Annotated in this window: 15 protein-coding genes; 10 read left to right on the top strand and 5 right to left on the bottom strand. The window is 62.3% G+C overall.

The genetic code is table 11. The annotated features are described in order from the left end of the window. The first annotated feature begins 19 nt into the window (after positions 1–19). Both AC1DWA_RS09260 and AC1DWA_RS09255 read left to right on the top strand, forming a co-directional pair. Entirely contained in the window at positions 20–871 is an 852-nt protein-coding gene (locus AC1DWA_RS09260) for an ABC transporter ATP-binding protein (RefSeq protein ID WP_438472257.1), read from the top strand. Next, positions 868–1,908 (top strand): ABC transporter substrate-binding protein, encoded by a 1,041-nt coding sequence (locus tag AC1DWA_RS09255; protein ID WP_477846232.1) that lies wholly within the window; start codon positions 868–870, stop codon positions 1,906–1,908. Before AC1DWA_RS09260 ends, AC1DWA_RS09255 begins: the two co-directional genes overlap by 4 nt. A gap of 1 nt (position 1,909) precedes the next feature. Here AC1DWA_RS09255 and AC1DWA_RS09250 read toward each other — a convergent pair whose 3' ends face one another. Together AC1DWA_RS09250 and AC1DWA_RS09245 are read right to left on the bottom strand one after the other, a co-directional pair. Beyond that, complete coding sequence (locus tag AC1DWA_RS09250) at positions 1,910–2,884, bottom strand: ABC transporter substrate-binding protein (RefSeq protein ID WP_477846231.1); 975 nt, start codon at positions 2,882–2,884, stop codon at positions 1,910–1,912. Positions 2,885–2,955: 71 nt separating this feature from the next. Further along, a complete protein-coding gene (locus AC1DWA_RS09245) occupies positions 2,956–3,594 on the bottom strand; it encodes a TetR/AcrR family transcriptional regulator (RefSeq protein WP_477846230.1) in 639 nt (212 codons plus the stop codon). Positions 3,595–3,678: 84 nt separating this feature from the next. Between AC1DWA_RS09245 and AC1DWA_RS09240 the strand changes: the two genes are divergently transcribed. The 7 genes from AC1DWA_RS09240 (at position 3,679) to AC1DWA_RS09210 (ending at position 11,614) form a co-directional block, all read left to right on the top strand. Next, the gene (locus AC1DWA_RS09240) at positions 3,679–5,061 is read left to right on the top strand and encodes an MFS transporter (protein WP_070385493.1); all 1,383 of its coding nucleotides are present in this window, start codon (positions 3,679–3,681) and stop codon (positions 5,059–5,061) included. A 55-nt stretch (positions 5,062–5,116) separates the two neighbouring features. Then, entirely contained in the window at positions 5,117–5,986 is an 870-nt protein-coding gene (locus AC1DWA_RS09235) for an ABC transporter substrate-binding protein (protein WP_060939779.1), read from the top strand. Beyond that, positions 5,983–7,920 carry an ABC transporter ATP-binding protein gene (locus AC1DWA_RS09230; protein WP_477846229.1) on the top strand — a complete coding sequence of 646 codons (1,938 nt, stop codon included), beginning with the start codon at positions 5,983–5,985 and terminating at the stop codon, positions 7,918–7,920. The genes AC1DWA_RS09235 and AC1DWA_RS09230 overlap by 4 nt, the downstream gene beginning before the upstream one ends. After that, positions 7,917–9,653 (top strand): ABC transporter ATP-binding protein, encoded by a 1,737-nt coding sequence (locus tag AC1DWA_RS09225; RefSeq protein ID WP_259121022.1) that lies wholly within the window; start codon positions 7,917–7,919, stop codon positions 9,651–9,653. The genes AC1DWA_RS09230 and AC1DWA_RS09225 overlap by 4 nt, the downstream gene beginning before the upstream one ends. A 21-nt stretch (positions 9,654–9,674) precedes the next feature. Beyond that, positions 9,675–10,316 carry a TetR/AcrR family transcriptional regulator gene (locus tag AC1DWA_RS09220; protein WP_477846228.1) on the top strand — a complete coding sequence of 214 codons (642 nt, stop codon included), beginning with the start codon at positions 9,675–9,677 and terminating at the stop codon, positions 10,314–10,316. A 97-nt stretch (positions 10,317–10,413) separates the two neighbouring features. Beyond that, complete coding sequence (locus AC1DWA_RS09215) at positions 10,414–10,914, top strand: nuclear transport factor 2 family protein (protein ID WP_020970307.1); 501 nt, start codon at positions 10,414–10,416, stop codon at positions 10,912–10,914. Between the two features lie 25 nt (positions 10,915–10,939). After that, on the top strand, positions 10,940–11,614 hold the full coding sequence (locus AC1DWA_RS09210) for a pyridoxine/pyridoxamine 5'-phosphate oxidase (protein ID WP_477846227.1): 675 nt from the start codon (positions 10,940–10,942) through the stop codon (positions 11,612–11,614). 15 nt (positions 11,615–11,629) lie between these two features. Here the strand turns inward: AC1DWA_RS09210 and AC1DWA_RS09205 are convergent, their stop codons facing one another. After that, a complete protein-coding gene (locus AC1DWA_RS09205; RefSeq protein ID WP_283301934.1) occupies positions 11,630–11,938 on the bottom strand; it encodes a hypothetical protein in 309 nt (102 codons plus the stop codon). A 55-nt stretch (positions 11,939–11,993) separates the two neighbouring features. Between AC1DWA_RS09205 and AC1DWA_RS09200 the strand changes: the two genes are divergently transcribed. Next, complete coding sequence (locus tag AC1DWA_RS09200) at positions 11,994–12,185, top strand: hypothetical protein (RefSeq protein WP_306294056.1); 192 nt, start codon at positions 11,994–11,996, stop codon at positions 12,183–12,185. 92 nt (positions 12,186–12,277) lie between these two features. Here AC1DWA_RS09200 and pnuC read toward each other — a convergent pair whose 3' ends face one another. Further along, entirely contained in the window at positions 12,278–12,928 is a 651-nt protein-coding gene (gene pnuC / locus AC1DWA_RS09195) for a nicotinamide riboside transporter PnuC (RefSeq protein ID WP_477846226.1), read from the bottom strand. After that, positions 12,928–14,532 (bottom strand): peptide chain release factor 3, encoded by a 1,605-nt coding sequence (locus AC1DWA_RS09190; protein WP_477846247.1) that lies wholly within the window; start codon positions 14,530–14,532, stop codon positions 12,928–12,930. Before AC1DWA_RS09190 ends, pnuC begins: the two co-directional genes overlap by 1 nt. Positions 14,533–14,683 lie beyond the last annotated feature (151 nt).

The following is a 14,683-nucleotide window of genomic DNA, read 5'->3' as shown; positions in this document are numbered from 1 at the left end:
TGAAGGAACGAGGAACAGCGTGAACGAGGCAAGTGCGGCGGGCGTCGTGGCTGAGAAGACGAATCGGCTTCGCGCCGAGGACGTCACGATCGGGTACGACAAGCGCGTCATCTCGGAGCACCTCGACGTCGAGATCCCCGACGGTGGCTTCACCGTCATCGTCGGTCCCAACGCCTGCGGCAAGTCGACACTTCTGCGTGCGTTGTCCCGGTTGCTCAAGCCGACCACCGGCAAGGTTCTTCTCGACGGCAAAGCGATCACGTCGTACCCGGCCAAGGAAGTTGCGAGGCGGCTCGGGCTTCTGCCGCAGACGTCGATCGCCCCGGACGGTATCAAGGTCGCCGATCTGGTTGCGCGAGGACGTTATCCGCATCAGAAGCTGATCCGTCAGTGGTCGCGAGAGGACGAGGCCGCCGTCATCAAGGCGATGGAGGCAACCAAGGTCACGGATCTGTCGGCAAGGCCGGTCGACGAACTGTCCGGTGGTCAGCGCCAACGTGTCTGGGTCGCTATGGTTCTCGCGCAGCAGACTCCGTTGGTGCTGCTGGACGAGCCGACGACGTTCCTCGACATCGCGCATCAGATCGAGCTGCTGGAGCTGTGCCGCGATCTGAACGAGAACGACGGACACACGCTGGTGGCGGTGCTTCACGATCTCAATCACGCGTGCCGCTACGGAACTCACATCATCGCGATGAAGGACGGCGCCGTGGTCGCCGAAGGCCCGCCCGCGGAGATCATCACCGAAGAACTGGTGCAGGAGGTGTTCGGCATGGCGTGCCGCATCATCGACGATCCGGTTTCCCATACACCGCTTGTCATTCCGCTGGGACGCGAGCGTCAGCGAAACATCGAAGGAGCAAACGTATGACACTCGTCCTGGATACGCAGGTCACCGACACGGAGTGGGCTCAGATCGTCGACCGCATTTCACGGCGCCGATTCTTCGGTGGCGCAGCCGGTGTGGCTGCAGCACTGGCGCTGAGTGCGTGTGGAACTTCGGATGCCGAGTCGGACTCGGCCAGTGACACTCTCCCGTACACGTGGGGCGAGTTCAGCGGCGACGTTCCCCGCGACCCCAAGCGCGTTGTGGTGCTGGACGGACGCGTCGACCTCGAATTCGCGATGATGATGGACTACCCGATCGTCGGTTCGGGGAACTTCTGGTTCCCCGATGCCAAGGCAGGATTCCAGTTTCCCGGCCGCACCATCGAGGACGCGAGCTTCGTCAACGTCGCGGGCGACTTCTCCACCAATTTCGAGGCTCTGCTCGCTCTCGAGCCTGATCTGATCGTCATCACTGCGATCGGCTACACGAGTGACTGGTACGGCACCGAGCGCTTGTCTTCCATCGCGCCACTGTTGGTCGTCGGCGACGACGTCGAACCGATCGCCGGACACCCGGTCGACTGGCGAGGTGCGCTGATGGCGCAGGCGAGCCAACTCGACCGTGTGGCAATCGCCGAGGCTTCCATCGCGGAGTACGACGACAAGCTCGCGAGACTGCGACCCATGTTGCAGGAGAAGCTGGGCGGAAAGAAGATCGTGTTCGGCGTTCAGACGCCGACCGGATTCCTTGTGCATCAGCGGAATCTGCGGATCAGTGTTGCAATCGATGCCGGCCTGAACGTGCTTTTCCGTGACGACGACAATGCAGAGAACTCGTTCGAGTTGTCGTTCGAGCAACTCGACACCTTGGCTCCGGCGGATGTGATCATCGCCCAAGCTCGCGATCAGGAAGCACTCGACGCGATCAAGACGCAGCCGACGTGGCAGCGGTTGCCTGCAGTTCAAGCGGGCAACGTGTTGACCAGCGACGCGCGATACAACCAAGGATTTGCGCTCACCGCGGCCATCTTCCTCGACGTTCTCGAGGAAGCGGCCGGGCGAATCACTGCTGGGCAGTAATTCAGGCGACGTTGCGGGCCTGGTCGAGTAGTTGTGCAACCTGCTCGAACCAGGCGCCGTAATTGGCGTAGGTGTTGGGACGCTTGTCGTCGAAGTCGATCACCTGGTTCGCGGTTACCGCGGGCAGCTTGACGAACACGGGTGATGCTGCGAATGCTTCTGCCGACTTCGCGAACTGGAACACGATGTCCGCCGGGTAATCCGGGACCTGCTCCCAGCTGAGATCGGCCCAGCCTTTGTCGCCTCCCGGTCCGGTGAACTTCACGCCGAGTTCCTTCAGATAACCGAACTGGGCGAGCGCCGTTGTGCCTGCGTACAACTCGGAGCTGTCACCGTTCAGGGCGAGGACTTCGATGTCGTCGACCTTGGCCGCGGCAGTTCGGATGCGCTCTGCACCGGATTCGAATGCTTCCTTGCCCTCGCGTGCTGCGGCTGTGTCGGTGTTCCCGTCGAGAGCTTCGGCGAGTGAGGCGTATTCGCTCAACACGTCCGGTGTCGAGGCTCCGGAGAACTTGACACCGACAAACGGTGCAACATTGTTGACGGTGTTGCCCATCGGCTCGTCCCACCAAGTCCAGCGTGTCGGGTCGTCACTGTTGCCGTACCCGATGACGAGGTCGGGGTCCAGTGCCGCAAGTGCTTCCGCGCTGAGTTCGCCTTCACGGCCGACGACCGTCATGGTCGACTCGTCGGTATGATCGGTGACGTCGGGATTGCCGACGCCGTAACCGAAGATGCCGACCGGCCGAATACCGTAGTCCCACAGCGCAGCAGCGGAATACGCGTCGACGACGATCCGCTCCGGGGCGTGATCGAGGGTGATCGTGTTTCCGTATCCCGTTGTGTAACTCCAGGACTGGTCGGCGGACCTGGTCTCGGTAGAAGGTGATGCGTCGCTACTTCCGCAACCGGTGAGTAGGAGTGCGGCGACGGCGGGTAGTGCGGCGAATCCGGCGAACCGGCGGGTGAGTTTCATGAAAACCTTCCGAACATGGCGAACTAAGCTAGGTAAGCCTAACCTGATGTTCCGTTCGGGTGTTCTCCGGGTCAGGTGCCCTGCCACATCTGAAGCCATTCGCTCCAGGATGGGGGAGTGATCGACGGTTGAGGTGTTCCGCCACGAAGTCCGTCGAGCATGAAATCGAGATAACGCGTGTGTATTTCGGTGGCTCGATCGCCCTCGATCGGCAGAGTCGGCCGCAGATGCACTGTCATGAGCATGACGTCTGCAGCAGTGAAGCCGGGCGGGACTTCGTGAGCGTCGATGCAGACGTCGACCATGGATTGCAGTGCGTCCTCCAATTCTTCGGCGGCACGAGTGACTTCGGCGTGTTCAGGCAACCTGCCGCCGAGGACCGGAATGAGCGGTCCCATCGATTCGGTGAGATATCGCGAGAAGAACGTCTTCAATACGGCTTCATCGGTTTTCGCGGTGCTCACGCACTCTCGGGCAAGGGTGGCGAGGTGATCGATCGCCCAGACGCGCAGGGATTGCGCCAGTTCCTCCTTGCCTCGGTATCGGCGATAGATGCTGCCGACGCCCACTCCGGCCCGTGCGGCAATCGCCGATACCGGTGCATTCCAACCCTGTTCGGCAAAAATTTCGCGCGCCGCTCGCAGCACGGTGACGTCGTTGTCTGCGGCTTCTCGGGCGCGTCCGGGGAGGCTCGCATTCTCTTTCGCCATTCCCACAGGCTAGCAATGCATGGTTTACTCAATCGGAACGGAGTGTTCCGTTCCGATTCGATTCATGATTGGAGGAAGGTGTCGATGACGACCTTGGCAGAGGCGCCCACGCGATCCGGGAGCCGGGTGATCGCAGCCCTGGCTGGAGCGGTACTCGTCTACTCGCTCATGCAGACGATGCTGGTACCGGCGTTGCCGGTGTTGGGTGAGCATTTCGACACGTCCGTGGCGGTGACCGGGTGGATTCTTACGTCCTATCTGTTGGCGGCCGCGGTGATGGCTCCGATCGTCGGGGCAATGGGTGACCGGTTCGGCGACAAGCGAGTTCTGGTGATCGTTCTGATCATCTTTGCCCTCGCCACATTCGCCGCCGCGGCAGCGCCGAACATCGGGGTGCTGCTCGTCGTTCGGGCCGTCCAGGGAGTGAGTATGGCGAGCTTCCCGCTCGCGATGGCGGTGCTGCGGAGAACGGTAGTGGGCCCCGAGTTGTCTTCGGGGATAGGTTGGCTCGCTGGGACTTTGGGAATCGGTGCCGGAAGTGCACTGGTGATCGGCGGTGTCATTCTCGAGTATCTCAGTTGGCAGTGGTTGTTCGTGATCACCGGGATCTTGATCGTGCTCGCATTGGTCGCGGTGGTGGCCGTGGTTCCGGGTTCGCATCGCCGGCCGGGTATGCCGACGGACTGGGTCGGTGCCGGAGCACTCGCGTTCGGGTTGGTGAGCCTGCTCCTGGCGATCACCAAAGCCTCCGACTGGGGAGTTCTGTCGCTCGGATTCTGGGGTCTGGTTGTGATCGCGTTCGTTTCGTTCGCGACACTGATTGCCGTCGATTCCCGCCACGACGCGCCGATTGTCGACATGCGAGTCTTTCGGGACAAACCGATGATGATCACCAGCGCACTCACTCTGGTGTTCGGATTCGTGCCGTACATCTTTTACCTCTGCCTGCCGCGGATCCTCCAGGCGCCGGACACGTCCACGTACGGAAGCGGATTCACTGTCGTGCAGACCGGGTTGGCGCTCTTGCCTGCCGCTGTACTCGTCTTTCTCGGCGGGCGTTTGACGCCGGCTCTCGCGCGGCGATACGGGCCGCGAGTACCGGCGGTGACAGCGCTGGCACTCATGGCGACGGGCGCGATCGGACTTGCAATCTGGCCGAGTTCGGTGGTTGCGATCGTGCTGTTCTTCTCCCTCGTCGGGTTGGGGAACGGCGTGGGGTTCGCGGTCTGTGCTCTGTTGGTTGCTTCGATCGTGCCGCCATCGGAGATGGCAGCGGCCAGTGGTGTCAACAGCGTGATCAGGACCGTGGGATCGGCGGTGGGTGCGCCGGTGACCACAGCAGTCCTGGCGATCGGTATTTCCGGTGATTCGTTCGGGGCGGCGTTCGTGATGGGCGCAGTCATCAGTGTTGTCGCGTGTCTGCCGGCGTTTGCACTTCCGGTGACGAGGGCTGCACAAACGGCCTGAGTTATTGTAGGCTCCCCTAATCGAGACAGTGTGTAACTAAAGCGGGGAGAGAAGGATGCGGCAGCAGTGGGGCGCACTGGACGAGTTCGCAGCACTCAACGCGCTCACACTTGGGGTCAAGCCCGATACGGTCTTTGCCACCCTGCAATCACAGGCGGCGAAGGAGATCTTGCAGAGCGAGGGCATAGAGGTCGTCGACAAACCGACGTTCTTCGAGTCACCCGACGTCGAACAGATCGCAGCAATCGATCCTGACAGAATCCTGCTCAGTGACGTCGGGTCGCTGACGTCGATCACGGCTCAGGCCAACGAGATTGCCCCGACGACGGTGCTCGCCTATGCGGCGCCGTGGCGCGAAGTTCTGAATACCGCGGCGACTGCACTGGGTCGAGAGTCCGAAGCTCGCGAAATCGTGTCGAGGCTCGAGACCAAATTTGCCGAAGGATCCGGAACGGTCGAGGCGCAACCGCAGACGTTGTCCGTGCTGGTGGGATTCTCCGGCGGCATCTACACCGTCATCCCACAGTCGCCGATGTCCTCGATCATCGAGGAAGCCGGTTTCAGGCGTCCACAAGCCGAACTCGACGCGAAGATCGGACCGAACACAGGTGTCGCCACGTCTTCGGTGTCGGGAGAGGAGGTCGGGCAGCACGCGGCGGACGCGATGGTCGTGACCTCGGGAAACATCTACGGCGGCGCACTGGTACACGCAAATCCGTTGTTCAACGAGATCCCTGCGGTGCAGGCCGGGCGCACGGCAGACGTCAGCGGCGAACTCTGGTTCGGCAGTTATCCCTTCGCGGTCTACTGGATCCTCGAAGACCTCGAGGCACTTGCCGATCGCACACTCACCGGCGCGGAGCTCCAAGGACGCATCGCATCCGACGCCGACGCAGTTACCCGATGGAAGGCGTTCTCGAAATGACGACGACACAGGCCACGAAAGCAGACATTTCATCTGAAGAGGCCGACGTATCACAAGGAGCGGCGGCCGAAGCCTCGCAAGCCAAAGCTGAAGCGGCGGAGCACAAGAGCGCGCTTCGCGAACTCCTTGCTCCAGTGCGCACGCGGACCACCATCGCGATGGTGATGCAGGTGATCGCCGCGGTCGCCGCCATCGTGCCGTACGTGGCCATCGCCGAACTGGGTAAGACGCTGATCGTGGGCGGTGACGTCGACTCGTCCCGTGTCTGGACGATCGTGTGGGTGGTCGTCTTCGGTCTGGGTATGCGTGCGTTCTTCGGAGGCGGTGCGTTGATCGTGACGCACTTCGCCGATGTGAATCTGCAGGCGGTGCTGCGGCGTCGAATCGCAGCGACTCTCGGTCGACTTCCCCTGGGCTGGTTCACCTCCCACTCGTCCGGAACCGTGCGCAAAGCCGCGCAGAACGACATCTCCGATCTCCATTACCTGGTTGCGCACAGCGCCGTCGAGACCACCGGAGCCATCGCAGTGCCGCTCGTCGGACTCGGCTACGTGATCTCGATCGACTGGCGTCTGGGATTGGTCGCGATTGCCACGCTCCCGATCTACATGATCGCCTACGCGACGATGACCAAGGACATGGCCGTCAAGATGAGCCGGATGAATGAGGGCATCGCGGCCATCAGCAACACCATCGTCGAGTTCGTCACCGGTATCGCAGTGGTCAAGACCTTCGGTCAGGACAAGCAGTCACACTCCCGGTACCGCGACGCCGCCAAGGCATTTGCACTCTCGTACGAGGGCTGGGTTCGCCCGATGCTCCGGACCGAGGCGCTGGCCTCGATTGCATTGAGCGCACCGGTAGTGCTGGTGGTCAACCTTGGCCTCGGCTCGTGGTTCGTCCACTCCGGATGGGTGTCACCCATCGATGTGCTGACCAGTTCTCTTGTCGCGATGGTGATTCCGGTGTCGGTGACGACCATCGGTTTCGGTATGCAGGCTCGCCGAGAGGCAGCCGCCGCTGCGGCGCGACTGATTGCGCTGTTCTCGACCGAGGCGCTGCCGGAAACCGATCATCCGAAAAGTCCCGCGGGGAATGAAGTTCGATTCTCCGGAGTTTCTTTCGCCTACGACGACGGCGCCGACGTTCTGACCGACATCGATCTGACGCTGCCGGAGGGCACGGTGACGGCGTTGGTCGGACCTTCGGGTTCGGGTAAGTCGACGCTGGCAACGCTGGTTCCGAGGTTCCACGACGTGCGTGCCGGATCCGTGGCCATCGGTGGTGCCGACGTCAGGGACGTGGCGACCGACGAGCTGTACCGCCACGTCGGATTCGTTCTGCAGGACGTGCAGCTGGTCGAAGCGACCGTGCTCGACAACATTCGGCTTGCCCGACCGCAGGCGACTTCGGCTGAGGTGAAGGCCGCTGCCGCAGCCGCGCAGATCGACAACCGAATCGAAGCGCTCCCGAGAGGCTACGACTCCGTGGTCGGGGTCGACGCCAGATTCTCGGGTGGTGAAGCCCAAAGGGTCTCCATTGCGCGTGCGATTCTCGCGGACACTCCTGTTCTCGTGCTCGACGAAGCAACCGCTTTCGCCGATCCGGAGTCCGAAGCCGATATCCAGGAGGCGTTGTCGCGCTTGACGGTGGGGCGCACCGTGCTGGTGATCGCGCACCGGTTGGTTTCGATCGTGAGCGCCGATCAGATCGTGGTTCTCGATGCCGGACGGATCGTGGAGAAGGGCACACACGATCAGCTTGTGGCGAGTGGTTCAACCTATGCCCGGATGTGGGCGAGTCACAGTCGGGCCGACTCGATTGAACACAGTCGGGCCGACTCGATTGAACACAGTCGGGCCGACTCGATTGAACACAGTCGGGCCGACAGCATCGCTGGTATGTCTGACGCAGCAGGAAAGGCCAACTCATGATTCGCGACCTCTTCCGGATACTCGGCCCGCAGAATCAGGGCCGTTATCGCGAGTTCCTGGTGTGGGCAGTGTTGTACGGCGTGATGCAAGGTTTGGCAGTGGCGCTACTGGTCCCGGCGGTGCAGGCACTGTTCGATCAGGACTGGGGCAGTTTCCTTCGGTGGCTCGCCGCAATGGCCGTGTGCGCCGTGATCAGTTCGATTGCGCATTACCTGCAGGCGATGAAGGGATTCGAGTCGGCCCTCACGCTGCTGAGGACTATGCATCTGCGCCTGGGAGATCATCTCGTCACTCTGCCGCTCGGCTGGTTCGGTGCCGGCCGACTCGGCCAGGTATCGCAGGTTGCCAGCAAGGGCACCATCTCGGTGATGGGGGCGGCTGCGCACCTCATGACACCGATCATCTCCGGAATCGCCAGCCCGGCAACCATTGTCGTGTGCATGTTGTTCTTCGACTGGCGGCTCGGGCTGGCACTGATGGTCAGCGTTCCGATTCTGTTCGCGGCAGCCAGATTTGCCTCGACGATGACTGCCAAGGCCGACGATCGGGCACATGCCGCAGCCGTCGAATCGAACAATCGAGTGCTCGAATACGCTCGTTGCCAACCGGTCCTGCGTGCTTTCGGACGCACACACGGGGTGTACGAACCGCTCGACGACGCGATCGAAGCGCAACACACTGCGGGTCGTTCACAACTGTGGTTCGTGGTGATCGGGTCCGTGGTCAACGGGATCGCCCTGCAATTCGTCTTCTCTGCCGTGATCATCCTGGGTGCATTCCTCGCGCTCGGCGGCGACATCGACCCTGTCACGTTGATCGCGCTACTCGGCCTGACCGCACGGTTCATCCAGCCGCTGGGTGAGATCGGCGAGTTCGGCGGTGCAATCAGAATGGCACGCAACGAAATCCGTCGGATGTCCGAGATCCTCGAAGTGGAACCACTGGTAGAACCCGATACCAGCGGGCAGCCGACGGGGGAGACAGCCGTGCAGTTCGACGCCGTCGACTTCGGCTACGCGGACGGTGGGCAGGTGCTGCGGGACATCTCCTTCGAGGTGCCGCGGAAGTCGCTGACGGCGTTGGTCGGTCCGTCAGGGTCTGGCAAAACCACCGTCACCCGGCTGATCTCGCGCTTCTACGACGTCGACTCGGGGGTGGTGCGTGTCGGCGGCGTCGATGTGCGGGACCTCACGAGTGCCGATCTGATGTCACAATTGTCCTTGGTTTTCCAGGACGTGTACCTCTTCGACGACACGTTGATCGCGAACATCCGCCTCGGTCGCCCCGAAGCCACGGACGATGACGTCTTCGACGTGGCTAGGATCGCGGGCGTCGCGGAAATCGTCGAGCGACTTCCGCGGGGTTGGGACACCCGCGTCGGTGAGGGCGGGACGGCACTGTCCGGTGGAGAGCGGCAGCGGGTCTCCATCGCGCGCGCACTCCTCAAACGCGCACCTATCGTTCTGCTCGACGAGGCGACGGCCGCGCTCGATCCCGAGAACGAGGCCCATGTACAGCGTGCGATGCAGGAACTCGCCAGTGAAAGCACACTGCTCGTGATCGCGCACAAGCTGTCGACTGTCGTGGCCGCAGACCAGATCATCGTGCTCGGTGACGACGGATCGATCGTCGAAGTGGGAACCCACGAAGTTCTGCTCGCAGCCGGTGGGAACTACGCCGCGTTCTGGAACCAGCGCCACCGTGCGTCGGGATGGCGGTTGGTAGCGGGCTGAGCAGGTGGCAGGCTGAGCAGAATGCAAACCGGAAAGAAGACGGGGCGGCCGCCGACGTTGTCGACAGTGGACATCGTCGAGGCCGCCCTGGCTGGTGATCTGAGTGAATTGACCATGCCGAGTGTGGCAAAACGTCTGGGCGTCAGCCATTCTGCACTTTATCGCTACTTCGCGGACCGTGAAGCGCTGCTGCGGGCTTGTGCGGATCACGTTGTGCGTCAGACTGTATGGCCGGACACGGATCGTCCGTGGCGTGAGTTTCTGACGGATTTGTGCGACGTTCTGTGGTCCTCGTTCGAGCGCTATCCAGGTCTAGCCCAGGTCGGTCTCGCAGTTCCGGGCACGCCACCGGCGATAATCGAGATCGTGGAGAAACTGGTCGGTTCGTTGACTGCGCAGGGTTTCACACCACATGACGCGGTCCTGGCCGTGGACTTCATCTCCGAGGTGACCATGACGCAGTTCGCAATGATGGCGGCGATGGACAAGACCGTGAGCTCCGCGGATTCGCGTTTTGCGCGCCAGGCGTATCAGGAGAGTTGGAATGCGTCGGAGTCGTTGGTCGAGGGGATCGGCGACGAATCGACGTGGCACGGGCGAGGTTGGTTGGACGAGAAGATCACGATCATGCTCGACGGCCTGGAAAAGCGTGTTATCGGCTGACATTTCTACTAGCTTTGAGAGTAATGCCCGTTTCGGCGTGATACAGGCTAATGTGCACACATAGGACGGGTGGTTGCTGCACCGGGAGGCGGGGATCATGGATCTCGAAGCGATTGTTCTCATCCAAAGACTCAAGTACCGATACGCACGCGCCTTGGACACCAAATCGTGGGTCGAATTTGCCGACACTCTGACCGTCGACGCCACCGCGATCTACGGAGAACAACTCAGTTTCGATTCCCGAGATTCGTTCGTCTCCTTCCTCGAGAACACCCTCGGATCACACGTCATCACTGAACATCAGTGCGGGCAACCCGAGATCGACGTCGACGGAGACACCGCAACCGGGATCTGGTGCCTCGCGGACACTGTGGTGATCCCCGAAGACGGCATGCTTCTTCGCGGATCGGCCTTCTATCACGACAGATACACCCGCTGCAGCGACGGTGAATGGCGAATCTCCCACACGAGCTACGAGCGGACCTGGGAATCGGTGGTGGCGCTCGCCGACATGCCGAGTTTCCGATTGACGTCCAACAAGTGGGCGCTGCTGCAGCAACCGTCGTTCGGCGACTCGGTAGTTCGCAACGTCTCCTGAGGCCGCCCGCGATTAGAGTCGGCTCATGGTTGATGCAGATTTTTCGCTGCCTGACGTACGGACGTGGATTCGCGGTATCCCCGCACTGACCGGAACTCCGCCGCCCGCGCCTGAACATTTTCCGGAAAAGCCGGGAGAGCTGTTCCTCGACTGGCTCCGTGCGGCCGTGGCCTTCGGCGTCGTCGAGCCACACGTGTGTGCGCTCGCGACCGTCGACAGTGACGGTATGCCCGATTCCCGCTTCCTCATCCTCAAGGACGTGACCGAGGGCGGGTTCTGGTTTTCTGGTTCAGCTGCTTCGCCGAAAGGCATTGAGCTGAAAGAAAATCCGCGAGCATCGCTCGCCTTCTACTGGCGTGAGACGGGCCAGCAGGTCCGGATTCGCGGGTTGGTTCGCGAGGGCGACGACGCACTTCGAAGGCGAGACTTCGTCGAACGCTCCGTCACTGCGAGGGCGGTGGCGACGGCAAGTAAGCAGAGCGAGGTGCTCGAAGACTTAGGGGCGTACGACACATCGGTGGCCGCTGCGGAAGCAAGAATCAGTGACGACCCGGGGTTCGTGTCGAAGGACTGGCGTGCGTGGTGCCTCGAGCCGGAGTCTGTCGAGTTCTGGCAGGCAGACTCCGGGCGTCGGCATCAGCGATGGTTGTACCGGCGCGGCTCGGACCGAGCATGGACACGAGCAGTGCTGTGGCCCTGAACAGCTGGGTCGAGCTCAGCTGGCGCTGATCTCCGGCGACACGAGGTTGACGACGATCGACTGTCCACCGAGCTTGGCGTGGATTTCGGGATGTTCGAACCCCGAGGACAACAGGTAGCTGCCGAGCATCGTGAGCAACTCGTCCAGATCCATCGTGGGATCGGAGGAATGCGTGCTCGAGGGTGAGGCCTGATTCGCGATGAGTTCGGTGTGGGTGAGTCGACCGGCCACTCGAACGGCGGCTACACCCATCGCGTCGCGCCGTACGACGGTGCGACTCCGAGTCTCGAGTGTCCTCGATGATTCGCGTGTTGAAGCTGGCACTGAAAGGTCCTCTCCGCTGCTGTGTGCGGCCGTGGTTCGGGTAGGAAGCGGAAACGTGAATGCATCCGATTGCTTGGGTGCGGTCGACAGAAAATCCGCTGTGGCGGTGGCACTGCTGGAACCGTTGCTCGTGGAAAGGTTGCTCGCAGAACCGTTACCCGTGGGAAGGTTGCTCGCAGAACCATTACTCGCGGAACTACTGGCTCTCGATCCGTTGCCGGAACCGTTGGGGCCCGTTATTCCGTGAGAATTCTTGTCTTCCATTGTTCGCTCCTGATGCCCGTAAACAGACCGCTGGTTTGCTTAATCGACGCAAACATACCAGGAGTCTGTTTACTGTTACACCCCTTGTGGAGTTCGGCGTTGAATGCGCAGCCACATCGCGAAGCCCCACAGAACGAAGAATGCATAGACCAGATAGAGGATCGCCGACGGGTAGTACCCTGCCCGGAATAGAAGGGGAACGCCGACAGCGTCGACGCCGATCCAGATGAGCCAGAACTCGGTCCAGCCGCGTGCCATCCCGTACGTCGCGAGGATCGAGCCGGTGAAGATCCAGGCCTCCGCCCACGCTCCGTACGAGCCGAGAAGGTCGAAGATCCAGGCGAAAGCGATTGTGCCGCTTGCCATGACGGCGATCATGGCGACTCGCTCGCGAGTTGTCGCCCAGTGGGGCAGGACTGCGCGACCGGAGTCAAGTGCCCCACGTCGCCACTGGGTCCACCCGTAGACGCTGACGGTGATGAACAACAACTGACGGCCGGCCTGGCCGTAGAGATTGAGCTCTTGCGGCGTGTGGAAAAGTGCGCCCATGAAGACCGTGAACAACAAGGCATTTCCGGCTATACCGACAGGCCACGCCCATACCGAGCGTCGCGCGCCCGCGATCGCGGAGCCTATTCCGAACGCGTTTCCGATGATCTCTCGCCAGAGAATCGTGGCGCTGCCGATGTGCAGTTCAGCGTCGAACAGCGCCTCGATCAGGCTCATCAGTCCGCAGCAGCGACGAGGGGTTCGAGCGTCAGATCCGGGAGTTCCTTCTGGATGTACTGCAGGCGCCACTTGTCACTGACAAGGGCGAGCAGGACACCGTCGGATCGGGTGAAGACCTCCACACCGCGCTGACGGTTCAGTTCGACCTCGGACGCGGCGTCGGTACGGCGGGCCAATGCGTAGCCGAGTGGTTCCATCTTGGCCTCGACGTTGAACTCGGCCTTCATGCGCGCTGCGACGACCTCGAACTGCATCGGGCCGACAGCCGCCATGACGGGGGAGGCGTCGCCGCGGATGTCGTTGCGGAGAATCTGGACGACGCCCTCGGAATCGAGTTGATCGACTGCACGGCGGAACTGCTTGTACTTGCCGGCGCTTTCGGCGCGCAGGATCGAGAAGTGTTCCGGCGCGAACGACGGGATCGGCGGGAACTCCACCTTCTTCTCGGTGTACAGCGTGTGGCCGGGTGCGAGTGCGGTGGCGTTGACGAGGCCGACGACGTCGCCGGGGAACGCGGATTCGACGGTGGAACGTTCACGGCCGAATACCGTCTGCGCGTACTTGGTCGTGAAGGGCTTGCCGGTTTGAGCGTGTGTGACAACCATGCCGCGCTCGAACACGCCGGAGACGATGCGCATGAACGCCAGACGGTCACGGTGCGCGGTGTCCATACCGGCCTGCACCTTGAAGACGACCGCACTGAACGGATCGGTGACCTCGCGCGGCTTGCCGCTGAGGTCTTCGCGGCCCCGCGGCGGCGGCGCCAATTCGACGAGAGTGTCGAGGATCTGGCGGACACCGAAGTTGAGCATCGCGGACGCGAAGATCACCGGGGACGTCTGACCGGCGAGGAACATCTCCTGATCGTGGTCCTGGCCGGTAGCGGAGAGCAGTTCACTCTCCTCGGCCGCGGTCTCCCACTCGGAGCCTTCCTTGGCGAGCGCCGCGTCGGCGTCCATGACCTCTTCGGGGGCGATCTTCGCGCCGCCTGCGGTACGGGTGAAGCGGACGTACTCGCGAGCCTCACCGCCTTCGCCGCGCCGCAACAGTCCTCGGAAGTCGCCGGCGATGCCGACGGGCCAGTACAGGGGAGTGGGCGTGAGGCCGATGCGTTCGCTGATCTCGTCGAGCAGTTCGAGAGGAGTCTGGCCGGGACGGTCCCACTTGTTGATGACCGTGATGACCGGAATGCCGCGGTGACGGCACACCTGGAACAACTTGAGCGTCTGCGGTTCGAGGCCCTTGGCAGCGTCGATGAGCATGACGGCTGCGTCGACGGCGGTCAGGACGCGGTACGTGTCCTCGGAGAAGTCGGAGTGACCGGGGGTGTCGACGAGGTTGATGACGTTGATCTGCTCGTCCGGGGTCTCGGACGAGTGGTAGTTGAACTGCAGTGCGGTGGAACTGACGGAAATGCCGCGGGCCTTCTCCATCTCCATCCAGTCCGAGACCGTCGACTTGCGGCCGGCCTTGCCGTGGACGGCACCTGCCTCGGAGATCTTCTTCGCGTGCAGTGCCAGCGCTTCGGTGAGTGTCGACTTACCGGCGTCAGGATGCGAGATGACGGCGAAGGTGCGGCGACGCTCCGCCTCGGCGGACAAGCCCTTGGTCGTCGTCGTGACCGCGACCGACCCGCTCTCGGTTGAATCGGGGCCTTCGGTGTCGGACTGGACAGTCGAGTCGGAAGGGACGGTCGAGTCGGACGGGGTAGTCAACGAAGAACCTCTCGAAGTGGGCGTCGGTGCCGGCGAC

Source organism: Rhodococcus sp. P4_F3_2, from assembly GCF_056401335.1.
The sequence above is the reverse complement of the archived record's forward strand: the minus strand, read 5'-3'. Positions and strand labels throughout refer to the sequence as shown.

Coding starts and splice junctions, on each gene's coding strand:
- AC1DWA_RS09220 (WP_477846228.1), top strand. CDS start 9,675: ATGCAAACCGGAAAGAAGACGGGGCGGCCGCCGACGTTGTCGACAGTG.
- AC1DWA_RS09225 (WP_259121022.1), top strand. CDS start 7,917: ATGATTCGCGACCTCTTCCGGATACTCGGCCCGCAGAATCAGGGCCGT.
- AC1DWA_RS09210 (WP_477846227.1), top strand. CDS start 10,940: ATGGTTGATGCAGATTTTTCGCTGCCTGACGTACGGACGTGGATTCGC.
- AC1DWA_RS09250 (WP_477846231.1), bottom strand. CDS start 2,884: ATGAAACTCACCCGCCGGTTCGCCGGATTCGCCGCACTACCCGCCGTC.
- AC1DWA_RS09215 (WP_020970307.1), top strand. CDS start 10,414: ATGGATCTCGAAGCGATTGTTCTCATCCAAAGACTCAAGTACCGATAC.
- AC1DWA_RS09255 (WP_477846232.1), top strand. CDS start 868: ATGACACTCGTCCTGGATACGCAGGTCACCGACACGGAGTGGGCTCAG.
- AC1DWA_RS09245 (WP_477846230.1), bottom strand. CDS start 3,594: ATGGCGAAAGAGAATGCGAGCCTCCCCGGACGCGCCCGAGAAGCCGCA.
- AC1DWA_RS09240 (WP_070385493.1), top strand. CDS start 3,679: ATGACGACCTTGGCAGAGGCGCCCACGCGATCCGGGAGCCGGGTGATC.
- AC1DWA_RS09235 (WP_060939779.1), top strand. CDS start 5,117: ATGCGGCAGCAGTGGGGCGCACTGGACGAGTTCGCAGCACTCAACGCG.
- AC1DWA_RS09230 (WP_477846229.1), top strand. CDS start 5,983: ATGACGACGACACAGGCCACGAAAGCAGACATTTCATCTGAAGAGGCC.
- pnuC (WP_477846226.1), bottom strand. CDS start 12,928: ATGAGCCTGATCGAGGCGCTGTTCGACGCTGAACTGCACATCGGCAGC.